The sequence below is a fragment of the Bacillus amyloliquefaciens DSM 7 = ATCC 23350 genome, from assembly GCF_000196735.1.
Taxonomy (GTDB): domain Bacteria; phylum Bacillota; class Bacilli; order Bacillales; family Bacillaceae; genus Bacillus; species Bacillus amyloliquefaciens.
On record NC_014551.1, the window covers coordinates 3,910,712 to 3,923,447 of the forward strand.

A 12,736-nucleotide genomic window follows, 5' to 3' on the forward strand; every position below is an offset into this window, starting at 1 on the left:
GATGCTCCTCAGCCTTTCGTCAGCCTATGTCTGATTGGCTTGATGCCACCACTCCATTACCTGAATTTGTCATTCTGGTTCAAAGCTCGACTTTATTCTGGATGGCGACACTCGCTTTCAGTCTGTAAAAGCTGAGCATCATAAACAGCGACAATAAGATGGATAATACCCCGATTGCGGTCAGCAGCAAGGCTGAATCAAAATAATCCGTTAAGAATCCGATAAACGGAAAGGCAATGAACATGAAGAGAGAGGTCATCAAACTGATAATTGACAGCAGCGTGGCTCTCGTTCTTGACGGAATCTCATTATTCACTACCTGACTGGATACGGGCTCTATCACATCATAGAGCGCATTAATGACGACAAAAGCGGCAATCGTCACATACAGACTGCCTGAAGGTATAAACAGATAGGCTGCCCCGATGATGCAGAATGTCAGCAGAAGCACGCGCCTCGGCGTGAATTTTTCCGCCGGCTTTGAAGAAAAGATGGAGCACAGCGCCTGCAAGATGGACAGTCCCGCAAAAATAATGGATATATTGCGCACGGACAGCCCTTCCTGACTTAACAGATCTTGTCCGTACATATAAAAAACCGATGTGAGCGCAAAGAAAACAGAGAGTGACAGCACCAGATATTTAAAGGCTTTGTTCAGCCTGAAGAAATCTTTGACTTCTTTTAAGATGTCACCGACCGTCTGCGTTTCGTGTTCACTGTTTTCAAATTTGATTTCCGTCAGCTGTGTAATGACCGCCATTGCAATCAGCTGAGTCACAATCCCCGCGATAAACACATAAGCCCATGATATTTCCTGTAAGTAACCGCCGATGCCCATGGCGATCGCAAGACCGAGTATGACAAGTCCGTTATAGTTTCCGATGGATTTGCCGTACCACTTTTCCTTCCCTTGTTCTTTCAGTGAATCAAACAAAAAGGCGTGATCCGTTCCTGATATAAACGTCAGCCCGACGCCGTATATAATATGGGCGATGAAGAGGGCGATGAAGTTATGAAAGCTCAGGAACATCGCCAAATAGACAATGACCATAAAATGGCCGAGCAAGAGCGATTTTTTTCTCCCGATTCTGTCCGAGATGACGCCGCTTGGCACTTCCGCCAGAAACATCGCCAAATTCAAGACCGATTGCAGGATGCCCACAAGAAACAACGAATAATTCATACTTGTTAAATATAAAATCCAAATCCCCCGTTCGAAAAAAAAGTTTCCGAAAAAACCGGAGAAGTAAAGCAAATTTCTATTCCGCACATGAATACCCCTTTCCAGCTATCTGCATTTAACATCATGAACAGAAAGGAGCCCGTCAGTCTTAACACAAAAACCCTCTATACATGGATCTTGCAGATACAGACTTTTCCCAAAACAAATTGGGCAATAATGAGTTGTATTCTCGAATAACCCAAAAAGTTCCTTCTTTTTTCCAGCACCTCTCTGATGCCGCCTTCATATAGCTCATGCACGTAAGACGGAAGAATAATCATTGAAATGGCTGAAATCGGGAGATGATAAGTCCGCTTCGGATCAGTTCTGGTTTTTCCAAGAGGGGCGGATCTTCCTCCGGCTTCTATTTCATCAGACGGCTCGCCCATGGTAACGTCAAATCGTTTTTTCCTATTATGTTCACCCCCGGCTGATCGCCTTTTACAAACGGTAAAGCATGTTTTATGTCAGAAATTGCTGAGCTGGGGATTTTGATTATTTCGGCACCTATAGTCCGGGTGAATCTCAATACTCTTGTATGAGCGGCATCTTTGCGGGTCAGCAGACTTATCCCGGCAGCCGGATAATGAACACGGAGCCTTTTCCCTGCTCACTTTTCACTTCAATTGTTCCGTTATGGCTGTCGATAATGGTTTTTGTAATGGCAAGACCCAGCCCGGTGCCGCCGTATTTACGGGATCGGGAGGTTTCCGCCCTGTAAAACCGGTCAAACAAATGAGGCACATGTTCGGGGGCGATGCCCGTTCCATTGTCAGCAATCATGAGCATGATGCCGCCGTCTTTCTGCAGAGAAACGGTGATGACGCCCGTTTCTTCATCCGTATGCTGCACCGCGTTGTAAAAGAGATTGAGAATGACCTGCTTCATTTTGTCCTTGTCAAAAACGGCTTTAATCTGTTGATCGACAAAAAACTCGAGCTTCCGGTTTCTCGCCAGCAGCTTCAGCTGAGCCTCCATTTCCAAAATGACGGCTCCCAGTGCGCCTTTTTCCATTTCAAAGCTCGGCACTCGGTCAATCTTCGCAAGAAACAGAAGGTCCTCTATCAGCTTATTCGCCCTGACGGATTCGGCGTACATGCTTCGGAGCGCTTTTTCTTTCTGTTCCGGCTTCTCCGCCGCTCCGCGCATTAAAATTTCGATAAAGCCGTGAATGGAAGTAAGCGGTGTTCTCAGTTCATGTGACGCGTCTGATACAAACTGCCGGATGCGTTCCTTTGCTTCTTTTTCCGCCTGAAAAGAGGTTTCAATCCGTTCCAGCATCTGATTGATGGATATGCCTAATGACTCAATTTCGGCCTGCTTTTTATCAATCGGCAGCCGTTTATCGAGACTGCCGGCATTGATGTCACCCATCATATGCACAATGCGCGATAATGGCTTGAGTGTGAGCCGGATCACCGGCAAAAAAACAAACAGTCCGATGACCAAAGCCGCAAAAGAAAGCACCGCAAAAATACCGACCTGGCGGAAAAGCGAATCATCCAGAGGCTGTGTCAGCGTGCTCATTTGCACAACGCCCGCCTGCCTTCCGTCAATGGAAATCGCCTGAAATACGACGATGATTTCCTGACCCATCTTATTGTGAGCCACCTGATAGTGAAGCGCCATTGTGTCTGTCAGCGCATCCCGATACACGTTTTTCGGGAAAGAAGGAGCGGTTCCCGCGTGCGGGTCCTCTGATAAAACAAACATCTTGTATGATTGATCGATAAAAGCAACCGTCACCCCGGGATAAATCAAATTCGGATGAGCCGGTGTTTCAGAACGGGCAAGGGTTTTGATTGACCTCCATACGCTTTGATCCATTGAATTGATATAGCTCTGAATGCTGATCGCCTGATTTTCATACATCGTCCTTTTCATAAACATGTACTGCGTGCCGCCGATGAAGCATAACAGCAGGGTCAAAATCGCCAGCGACCTGAACAGGAGCTGGAATCGCAGGGTTCTGTACAGCCGCTTCATGCCAGATCCACCCTGTACCCCGCGCCCCGCACCGTGCGGATCACTTTATGCTCTTTGTCTTTCAGCTTTTCGCGTAAAGAACGGATGTACACCTCGACGATATTGTCTTCCCCGTAAAAATCATAGCCCCATACTTGATCGAGAATCCTCGTTTTACTGAGCACCGTCCCGTGGCGAAGCACTAAAAATTTCAGCAGTTCATATTCGGTGGCAGACAGCTTCAAAGGCTGTTCATTGTAATGAATCTCTCTGCTCCGGTCATCGATTCGGAAAGGGCCGAGCACCACCTCATCAAAAAGATGCGGAAACTGGTTGCGGATTCTTGCGTAAATCCGGGCAAGCAGCTCCTCAAAGCTGAACGGTTTGATCATGTAATCATCAGCCCCTTCAATCAGCGCCTTTACGCGGAGCTCTACTTCATCCTTCGCGGTCAGCATAATGACGGCGGTATTGCTTGTTTTCTTGAGCATTCTTGACAGCTCAAGCCCATCCATTCCCGGCATCATAACGTCCAAAACAGCAATATGAGGCTGAAATGTTTTAACAAGATTCATTGCCGACATCCCGTCTGCCGCGGACATCACTTCAAATCCTTCATTGACAAGCCCCATCGTTAAAAAATCAATGATCGCCGGCTCATCGTCTACAATCAGCACCTTGATGCCTTTCAACTTATCCATGATGCAGTCTCTCCTTAGATGTATCAGCCTGAGTTTATTTTTTTCGCTTCCCCCTCTATTATTCGCTTTTATCTGAAACAAAACTGAATCTAAGCTGAAAATCCGCTGAATTCAGGAAGTTTTCAGCTTGTCCTCATATTGTTTTCAGCTTGGGTCTTTACAATAAGCCTTAGTTGGGACGCCAACGATGAAATGTTTAAGGAGGAATATACGATGGGAATTACAAAAGTTTTATCAGGAGCTGCACTGGGGACCATTCTTTCAATCAGTTCTTTAACTTCAGCACATGCGGCTGTCATTCATAAGGATAGCGCTGCGCAGGCGAAAGTGGAAACGAAACAGGAGGCTTCCGTTTCCATAGCAAAAGCGAAAGAAGCAGCATTGAAGAATTGCAGCTGCAAAGGCGCCGTTCAATCAGCGCAAATGAAAAAAATCAACGGCGCTTACGTATATGTCGTCAACATTCTTGACGTAAAAGGAATGCAGCATACCGTCAACGTCAACTGTGACAGCGGAAAAGTCGTGAAACACCAGATTGAAAAAAAACAGCAATTCATTTCAAAAACGGGTGCTGAAAAAATTGCCTTGAAGAATTGCAAAGGCGCCGTGAAGTCTGCTGAGCTGAAGTCCGAAAATAACGTCATGGTTTACGTCGTTCAAGTGTCAGGACAAGACGGCAAGCTTCACACAATCCATATCAACTGCAAAAACAGCAAAATCGTCAAACATGACATAAAGGATAACCAGCAATACATGACCCGTACAAAAGCGGAATCATTCGCACTCAGCCATTGCAAAGGCGCCGTGAAATCCGCTGAAATGAAAAAAGAAAACGGCGTATCTGTATATGTTGTCAGCATATTCGGCCAGGACGGCAAGCTGCATACGCTCCACATGGACGGCAAAAGCGGTAAAGTCCTGAAAGAAGACGTGCAGAAAAAACAAGTCATGATCGCTTCTGAAAAAGCGCATTCCATCGCGCTCAGCCACTGCAGCGGAATAGTGAAATCTTCTGAAATGAAGAAAGAAAACGGCGTCTACATGTACATCGTCAAAATCACTGCCCAAAATCATACGGTACAGACAGTTAAAGTAAACGCTGAAAACGGAACAATCTGCAAATAACAAAAAAATAAGCTGCCGGCAGTTTCATCTGCCGCTTCAATTTTGCAACACCAGTCGTTTCAATCACAAAAGGTTCTAAGTTCATGTCTGCCTTTTCTAAATATACCCATTTTCAACTGAACGTGCTGTGACCCGCGTTCAGTTCTTTTTTGTGAGCTGCTGAAAAATGGCATAAAAAAAGCGCCCTGGAAAAGGACGTTTGAGGATAGGATTTAAATTCTGCATTCTAATATAATTCTTCCTTCACATTCACCTTCAATTTCATTCAATACAATGATCACATCAGCTGTTTTCATGTTTTTTCACCCCCTTTTATTCATAATATTAACAAATAAATCAATAAAAAACAGCCCGGATTTCCGGGCTGCTTTTTTATTTCTGCAATCGATCCGCTTCTGTCAGTTTGACTTCCGCTGTTTTTTTCTTTCCTGAACGGTAGAACGTGATCTTGACACGGTCGCCGATCTTTTTGCGATACAGACGCTCACGGAGATCGACAATGTCATTGACCTTATGTCCGTCGAATCCGGTGATCACGTCGAGCTTTTTCAAGCCTGCTTTTCCAGCCGGTGAAAACGCGTCGACACCCATAATGACCGCTCCGGTTTTAACACCCTTCGGAAGTTTGAGCGTCTGGCTCCAATGGTAGCTCGCAATATCCGTTAAAGATTTCATCTCAATACCGAGGAAAGGCCGTCTGACTTCTCCGTATTTTTCTAAATCCTGAATAACGGGAATGACAAGCTTTGACGGGATGGACAGGCCGATTCCTTCAACGGCGGATTCAGCAATCTTCATTGAGTTGATGCCGACCACCTTGCCCGATATATCCATCAAAGCGCCGCCGCTGTTGCCGGGATTAATCGCGGCGTCGGTCTGCAGCACTTCCGCATTCCAATCAGGCTGTCCGTCGCCGTTTGAGTCAACGGGAACCGCCCTTTCCGTTCCTGAAATGATCCCTTGTGTCACCGATCCCGCAAATTCAAGTCCGAGCGGGTTTCCGATCGCAATGACCGGCTCGCCAACTTTCACTTGATCAGAATTGCCGAATTGGGCGACCGATTTGATTTTATCAGTCTTCACCTTCAACACGGCAAGATCCATCAGACGGTCGCTCCCGATCAGCTCGGCAGGCACGCGCGAGTCATCTTTCAGGCTGATCTCAATTTCAGTCGCACCTTCAATGACATGGTGATTGGTTACGATATAAGAAGTGTTTCCGTTCTTTTTGTAAATGACGCCGGACCCGCTTCCCGCTTCGCCGCCCTCTCCCCAAATATCGGTCTTTTGGATATTGAGAACGCCGACTACCGAATCCGATACACGGCTGACCATATTCGTGACAGCATCATTGATATTTACGTTGACTGTTTTCACCTGTTCGCTGCCGATGCGCTGATTGGCGCTTTTGCTGCTTTCTCCATGGTCTCCGCCTGTCCAGTACGGCAGCAGTAAACCCATGAGCGCGGCCCCGACGATGACACCGATCAGACTTGAAAGGAAGTATCCTCTCTTGCTGCGGCGGGGCTGCTCGGGGGCGTACTGTTCATCATCGCGATTATAATCCACCCTATCTCAAATCCTTTCAAGAGAACTTAATTTGCTTATAGTGTGGGTTAGATCGCGGATTAATAATCATGATTCATTTGGAAAAATTACACGGCGCACAGAGGCGTCGGGATTTTCGGATCGGTATCAAATAATTGAAACGTTTCCCCCGCGACAAATCCTTTTGCAGCCAATGTCTGTTGCACGGACATTCTCGCCAGTTCCTTCATATTGTTGTCTTGGCTCAGATGCGCCAAGTAGATGCGTGATGTGCCGTCGCCGATGACATCAGTCATGGCGAGCGCCGCGTCTTCATTTGAGACGTGGCCGACATCGCTTAAAATCCGCCGTTTAATGCTCCATGGGTATCTGCCCATTTGCAGCATGCCGACGTCATGGTTGCTTTCAAACACAAACACATTGGCCGAACGGATAATGCCCTTCATTCTGTCGCTCACATAACCGGTGTCCGTCATCAGCGCGAGCTTTCTGCCTTGGTAGTGGAAAACATAGAACATCGGCTCGGCCGCGTCATGAGAGACGCCGAATGACTCAACATCAAGCCCGCCGAAGGATTTCACGCTTTCCATCGGGAACAAAAACTTTTGTCCGGTGTCCAGCTTGCCGATCTGATTCTCCATCGCTTTCCACGTCTTTTCATTGGCGTATACCGGAAGACCGTACTTTCTCGCAATGACGCCGAGCCCTTTAATATGGTCGCTGTGCTCATGAGTGACAAAGATGCCGTCCACGTCGTCTATCTTACGGCCGATTTGCTCCATCAGCCCGTCCATCGCTTTTCCGCTCAGGCCGGCATCCACCAGAAAGGAGTGCTCCTCTGTCTCCAGATAAAACGCGTTTCCGGTACTCCCGCTCGCAAGCACGCTAAATTGCAAGCCCATTTGTGTCTCACTCCATTATTTATTTTGATTGTTATCAATGACTGTGCTTTCTAATGCATTCACAGTGTACGTCTGCTGTGTCTTTTTCTTAGGCCCTTTTGACTTATCTTCAATTGTAATTCTCCATACCGGCGCCAGCACCTGCGTACTTGTCAGCGGGTATTGGGCGATATAGCCGAACTTGACGCTTTTGACGGCGCAATTCGCTTTTAAGTAATTTTGAGAATACAATAATTCGACCGCATCCAGCTCTGGAATCAGGCTTTCCGTCTGGATTCGCTTGAATGACTCCAGCATGGTCTGCTCGTAAGATACGACCTGATTTTTATCGTTCAGATGCAGAATGACCTGTCCGATCGCGTTAGAGGACGAGTCAAAATCCTGATAAATAAACTGTCCGTCATACGTCTGGTAAAAAATGATCTGTTTTTTATCCTTATCGACTTTCCACAGTTTATATTTTTCTCCGCCGGTTATTTTGGAGCTGACGAGCGATTCCGCATCATCCTGCGGCTTTTGCTTCGATAAACCGACCGGATCGGAAAACTTCATTCTCAGCGTCGTGACCTTGTGATCATCCGTCGGCATCTCCATTAACGGCTTCTGATCCTTCAAGGCTTCAATATCTTCCGCGGTAAATACCTTTTGGCCCGCCGTCAGCCTGTAGCCCGTCTCGGAATCAGAAGACAGGTTCCCGAATGTGATATGATCCATCTCCATGTCTTTTTCCACATTTGAATTTTTAATCACTTCGTATTCGCTGCTTGAACGTTTTTCAAAAAACTGATAGCCGAGAAAAATATCAAGGATGAGGAAGGCAATGATGAAGATCGTTTTTGTCTTATTCCACTCCATTATCGTCCTCCTCCTTCCCCAGCAGATCTTTCGTAATCGGAACGATTTTCCCGTTGATTTTCATACTCCAGACGGGTTCCAGCTCAACAAGATCATTCGTTGACGAAGATACCATTTGATAGGACAGGAAGATCTGGTCGATTTTGTTCACATCGTATTTATCCTGCTGCTCCAGCAGCGACACAACCTCACTGCCGCTCATCATTTTTACGTCTTTTGTTTTAATCGGATTCGGCCCGAGAACATAGTTCGGCCGCTTATAGCTGAGAACCTCGTCATTGGCCCATTGCAGGGTCATAACAGGCCCGGCTCCGAAAGGCTTAGACGTGCTGTTGATGACAGGCATTTGATCTTTAAACATGTAGAAACTCAGCTGCTGGTTATCACTCACATTGAAAAATTGATAATGATCCGTCCAGCTCCCCGTATCCTCTAAATATTTATAGCTTTTCTTAATCAGCTCTCCCGTTTGATAAGAAGCGCTTTGCGCCAGGTTCCGGTGCTGGAATTGAATCTGCCGCTGCGTCGAATTGATTTCCAGACGGCTGATTCCGTCAGTCAGCACATTCCGATTGTAATTCGGATCCTCTCTGACCGTGCTCGGATCATTAAAGAGCGTCTGCTTAAACAGATTCGTCTTAATGGTTTCAGTAATAAATTCTTTTTCCTTCATATTAAACCGCGAATTCGGCATGAGAAATTCTTTGCTTTTTCCGACCGAATAGAGGTGGTATAACGGCATACTCGATTTTTTGCTGTACAGCTCATTCATCAGGTTGCGGTAATTCGCCGATTCCACAGTCACTTCCAGAATCAGCTGTTTGCTGTATGAGACCATGTAAATCTTCTTATTCGCTTTATTCTCATTAAACGGAATGACAATATGGTCAAATGAGCTGTATTCCATTGACTGATTCGACCATTTAAACATCGATTGGAAGAAATCAATCGGAATGGTGTCATTGAATTGCAGATCGAGCTTTGCCGAATTTCCGTTTCTGCCGTAAAGCCAATTTTTAAAACCGAGCTTGTCGTATTGATCGGAAATATCTTTCATCCCTTTTACTTCCCATTGCGGCAAATCCGACCACAGGTCATTAAAGAGCGTCTCATCATCCACTTTATAATGAGAGCCGTTTGTATGAATAAACATATCCCGGGGTTTTACCGTTTGCGACATTTTTTGGCTCGTTTTATCAATTTTATGCTTTTCCCGGACAGTCGATTTGGTTGAGGCCGTGCCTTCTGAAAAATTGGGCTGGAACGTCCAAATTCCCCATGTTAAAACAAGACTAATGACGACTAGCACCGACAGTATGACTGTTTTTATATTTTCACGCCTCATCCCAATCATCCTCTTGCTCTTCTTTATATGGAAGAGTAAATGTAATCTTCGTTCCTTTGCCTTCTACACTGTCGGCCCAGATGTCACCGCCGTGCGCCTGAACCATCTCTTTTGCAATCGCAAGGCCGAGCCCGGTGCCGCCGAGTTTTCTCGTGCGCGCTTTATCCACTCTGTAGAAACGGTCAAAGACTTTTTCCACATCTTTTTTCGGAATGCCGATACCTTCATCTTTTACACTGATGTAGAGCAGCTCTTCTTTCTCATTCACATCGACTGAGAAGGTGACATGTCCGCCTTCCGGTGAGTACTTCAATGCGTTAGAAATGATATTATCGAGAACCTGCGTCACTTTATCCTGATCAATCTCCACGTACAGATTTCTGTCCGGCAGCTCGCGGATAAATTCGACATGCTGTTCCTTTGTCATTTCAAAACGGTCAATAATCAGAGACATAAAGCGGATCATATGAATCCACTCTCGATTAAACTGATAATCTTTGCTGTCGAATTTAGAAAGCTGAAGCAGATCATTCACCAATCTGATCATGCGCTCAGTTTCATTTTGGGTCACCATTAAGAAACGCGGAGCGATCTCTTTATTTTCCCACGCGCCTTCTGCAAGCGCCTCTAAATAGCTTCGCATTGTCGTCAGCGGTGTTCTCAGCTCATGAGACACATTGGCAACAAATTCTCTGCGCTCCCGATCGAGTTTTTCCTGTTCGGTGACATCATAAAGAACCGCGATTAAACCATCAATTTTTCCGTGCTCTCTCTGAATAACGGAAAAATTCACCCGCAGTACAGTCGTTTCATCGTCACGATCGATCTCCAGCAGCATGGAATCCTGCTGTTCTACTAAATCCTCAAAAGTAAAGTTCTCTTTTATGCCCAATAAAGACGTAATCGGCATCTCTAAAGCCGTTTCACGTGAAACATTCAATAGCTCAAGCGCAGGGCTGTTTAAAAGAATAATAGCCCCGTTGCGATTCGTCGCGATGACTCCGTCCGTCATATACGCGATAACGGAAGAAAGCTTCCTTCTCTCCCCTTCCGTCATGGCTTGGGCATCTTCAAGCTCTCTCGTCAGATGGTTAAAGGTCGTTGCGAGCTGACCGATTTCATCGTGCCCGTATTTTCGAACCTTTCTGGAGAAATTCCCTTTTGCCAGTTCCATCGCCTGCTTACGCATATCCGACAGCGGATGGGTAATGGTTCGGGCGAGAAATATACCGAGAAGAGCCGTCAGAACAAGGGCCAAGCCCGTTCCGGAAGCAAGAATCGAGTTGACGGTTTTCATCTGGTTAAAGGTATCTTCCATACTGGCCACCACATAAATCGCGCCGACAACTTCCTGATTCTCCGTGACGACCGGTTTTGCCGAAATCAGCACTCTGTTTTTACTTTTAGGATCATAATATTTTTTTGAATAGGCCTGTTTTGTAGAGAAAATCCGTTTGAAAATCGGGTCAGTCGTCTGTTTTCCCGCTATTTCCTCGCCATAAGGCCTCGAAGAACCGATGACCTCATAGCTTTTATCAACAAAAGTAATTTCCCGTATTTCATTATTTTTCGTAAAATCATTCAAAATGCGTTTGACGTCATCCTTAATGACGGTCCTGTCATTGTCCCCTTTATATTCCTGCTCAATATAATAGGAAAGGTTGTCAATCCGCTGATTTAACGATAGTTCATAGGACTTGAGGAGAGAATTCTCCACCTGTTTCACAAAGTACACGCCGATAATCTGCATGGCAATGATGATGAGAAGCACATAGATCAGCGTAATCTTAAACTGAATCGACCGAAAAAAACCAACCTTATTCATCGCCGGTTAGTCCTGTTCAGGGTTTCTCAAGTAATAACCGACGCCCCGTCTTGTGACGATCCAGTTCGGATGGCTCGGATTATCCTCGATTTTCTCACGGAGGCGGCGCACTGTTACATCCACCGTTCTCACGTCACCGAAATAGTCATAGCCCCACACCGTCTGCAACAAATGCTCACGCGTCATGACCTGTCCGATATGTTTGGCCAAGTAATGCAGCAATTCAAATTCACGATGGGTCAGCTCGATCGTTTCTTCTCTTTTTGATACGACATATGCGTCAGGGAAGATGACAAGAGACCCGATATGAATGTCATTTGAAGCTGATTCTTCCTCAGCCGGCGCAACCGTAAGCTGGCGGCGCAGATTCGCTTTGACGCGGGCCAGAAGCTCACGCGTGCTGAAAGGCTTAGTGACATAGTCATCCGCTCCGATTTCAAGTCCGATGACCTTGTCAATCTCAGAGTCTTTAGCCGTCAGCATAATAATCGGCATATCATATTTTTTCCGGACTTCCCGGCACACTTCAACTCCGTCTTTATTCGGAAGCATAATATCTAATAGAATTAAATCAGGCTGAAGCTCCTCCACCATTTCCACGGCTTCATTTCCGTCGTACGCACAGTGCACGTCATAGCCTTCTTTTCTTAAATTAAACTCTAATATATCTGCAATCGGTTTTTCATCATCGACTACAAGGATTTTCTTATCCATCATCTTGATTTTCCTCCTGCCAGAATGACTTCATTTTATCTATTGATGTTTTATGATAATCACAATTCGGAACGTGAAAAACATTCCCCGTCTATTATAACGGTTTCAGGTCAAAAGATAAAAAAATTAAAGAGAACAGCGCAAAAACGTATTGAACTGCCATCCTTTTGTCATGTTTTTTATTTTCTTTTAAAAAATAATATTTTTTTGAAACCTCACGAAAAAAAACGCCGTCTACTGTTTGACGTCTTCTTCTGGGCCGGCTGAAAAGCCGGCTCTCCCTTTTTTTATAACAAAGAAAAAAACGCACCTACTATTGCAGATGCGTTTGGGTAAGTGGCTCGGGACGGAATCGAACCGCCGACACACGGATTTTCAGTCCGTTGCTCTACCAACTGAGCTACCGAGCCAGATGTTTCTTTTCTATACTATAAAGTAAAGTAAAATGGCGGTCCGGACGGGACTCGAACCCGCGACCTCCTGCGTGACAGGCAGGCATTCTAACCAACTGAACTACCGGACCTTACAGTAATT

11 protein-coding genes and 2 tRNA genes are annotated in these 12,736 nt (G+C 45.8%); 1 reads left to right on the plus strand and 12 read right to left on the minus strand.

What is annotated here, in order from left to right:
- Positions 1-79 precede the first annotated feature (79 nt).
- The 4 genes from BAMF_RS40055 to BAMF_RS40070 all read right to left on the minus strand — a co-directional run bounded on the left by BAMF_RS40055 (position 80) and on the right by BAMF_RS40070 (position 3,888).
- The gene (locus BAMF_RS40055) at positions 80-1,270 is read right to left on the minus strand and encodes an MFS transporter (RefSeq protein ID WP_013354209.1); all 1,191 of its coding nucleotides are present in this window, start codon (positions 1,268-1,270) and stop codon (positions 80-82) included.
- 77 nt (positions 1,271-1,347) lie between these two features.
- Positions 1,348-1,611: a hypothetical protein gene (locus tag BAMF_RS41625; protein WP_013354210.1), complete on the minus strand. Its 264-nt coding sequence runs from the start codon at positions 1,609-1,611 to the stop codon at positions 1,348-1,350.
- A 178-nt stretch (positions 1,612-1,789) separates the two neighbouring features.
- A complete protein-coding gene (locus BAMF_RS40065) occupies positions 1,790-3,208 on the minus strand; it encodes a sensor histidine kinase (protein ID WP_013354211.1) in 1,419 nt (472 codons plus the stop codon).
- Positions 3,205-3,888: a response regulator transcription factor gene (locus tag BAMF_RS40070; protein ID WP_013354212.1), complete on the minus strand. Its 684-nt coding sequence runs from the start codon at positions 3,886-3,888 to the stop codon at positions 3,205-3,207. The genes BAMF_RS40065 and BAMF_RS40070 overlap by 4 nt, the downstream gene beginning before the upstream one ends.
- Before the next feature lie 213 nt (positions 3,889-4,101).
- On the opposite strand from BAMF_RS40070, the gene BAMF_RS40075 reads away from it, so the two are divergent.
- Complete coding sequence (locus tag BAMF_RS40075) at positions 4,102-5,013, plus strand: PepSY domain-containing protein (protein ID WP_013354213.1); 912 nt, start codon at positions 4,102-4,104, stop codon at positions 5,011-5,013.
- Between the two features lie 372 nt (positions 5,014-5,385).
- On the opposite strand, the gene BAMF_RS40080 is transcribed toward BAMF_RS40075, so the two are convergent.
- From BAMF_RS40080 to BAMF_RS40120, 8 genes are all read right to left on the minus strand, one after another.
- Positions 5,386-6,582, minus strand: a complete 1,197-nt coding sequence (locus BAMF_RS40080; protein WP_013354214.1) for a S1C family serine protease — start codon at positions 6,580-6,582, stop codon at positions 5,386-5,388.
- Between the two features lie 86 nt (positions 6,583-6,668).
- Entirely contained in the window at positions 6,669-7,463 is a 795-nt protein-coding gene (locus tag BAMF_RS40085) for an MBL fold metallo-hydrolase (protein WP_013354215.1), read from the minus strand.
- A gap of 15 nt (positions 7,464-7,478) precedes the next feature.
- Positions 7,479-8,318 carry a two-component system regulatory protein YycI gene (locus tag BAMF_RS40090; protein ID WP_013354216.1) on the minus strand — a complete coding sequence of 280 codons (840 nt, stop codon included), beginning with the start codon at positions 8,316-8,318 and terminating at the stop codon, positions 7,479-7,481.
- Positions 8,305-9,663, minus strand: a complete 1,359-nt coding sequence (gene yycH, locus BAMF_RS40095) for a two-component system activity regulator YycH (RefSeq protein WP_013354217.1) — start codon at positions 9,661-9,663, stop codon at positions 8,305-8,307. The genes BAMF_RS40090 and yycH overlap by 14 nt, the downstream gene beginning before the upstream one ends.
- Positions 9,653-11,488 carry a cell wall metabolism sensor histidine kinase WalK gene (gene walK, locus BAMF_RS40100; RefSeq protein WP_013354218.1) on the minus strand — a complete coding sequence of 612 codons (1,836 nt, stop codon included), beginning with the start codon at positions 11,486-11,488 and terminating at the stop codon, positions 9,653-9,655. The genes yycH and walK overlap by 11 nt, the downstream gene beginning before the upstream one ends.
- A gap of 6 nt (positions 11,489-11,494) precedes the next feature.
- Entirely contained in the window at positions 11,495-12,202 is a 708-nt protein-coding gene (walR, locus tag BAMF_RS40105; protein ID WP_004393104.1) for a cell wall metabolism DNA-binding response regulator WalR, read from the minus strand.
- Between the two features lie 337 nt (positions 12,203-12,539).
- Positions 12,540-12,612 (minus strand) — tRNA-Phe (locus BAMF_RS40115).
- A gap of 36 nt (positions 12,613-12,648) precedes the next feature.
- Positions 12,649-12,725 (minus strand) — tRNA-Asp (locus BAMF_RS40120).
- Positions 12,726-12,736 lie beyond the last annotated feature (11 nt).

Bases quoted from the DNA above. Each gene is read 5' to 3' on its own strand.
- BAMF_RS40085 (WP_013354215.1), bottom strand. From the start codon at position 7,463: ATGGGCTTGCAATTTAGCGTGCTTGCGAGCGGGAGTACCGGAAACGCG.
- BAMF_RS40070 (WP_013354212.1), bottom strand. From the start codon at position 3,888: ATGGATAAGTTGAAAGGCATCAAGGTGCTGATTGTAGACGATGAGCCG.
- BAMF_RS40065 (WP_013354211.1), bottom strand. From the start codon at position 3,208: ATGAAGCGGCTGTACAGAACCCTGCGATTCCAGCTCCTGTTCAGGTCG.
- walR (WP_004393104.1), bottom strand. From the start codon at position 12,202: ATGGATAAGAAAATCCTTGTAGTCGATGATGAAAAACCGATTGCAGAT.
- BAMF_RS41625 (WP_013354210.1), bottom strand. From the start codon at position 1,611: ATGGGCGAGCCGTCTGATGAAATAGAAGCCGGAGGAAGATCCGCCCCT.
- BAMF_RS40090 (WP_013354216.1), bottom strand. From the start codon at position 8,318: ATGGAGTGGAATAAGACAAAAACGATCTTCATCATTGCCTTCCTCATC.
- walK (WP_013354218.1), bottom strand. From the start codon at position 11,488: ATGAATAAGGTTGGTTTTTTTCGGTCGATTCAGTTTAAGATTACGCTG.
- yycH (WP_013354217.1), bottom strand. From the start codon at position 9,663: ATGAGGCGTGAAAATATAAAAACAGTCATACTGTCGGTGCTAGTCGTC.
- BAMF_RS40075 (WP_013354213.1), top strand. From the start codon at position 4,102: ATGGGAATTACAAAAGTTTTATCAGGAGCTGCACTGGGGACCATTCTT.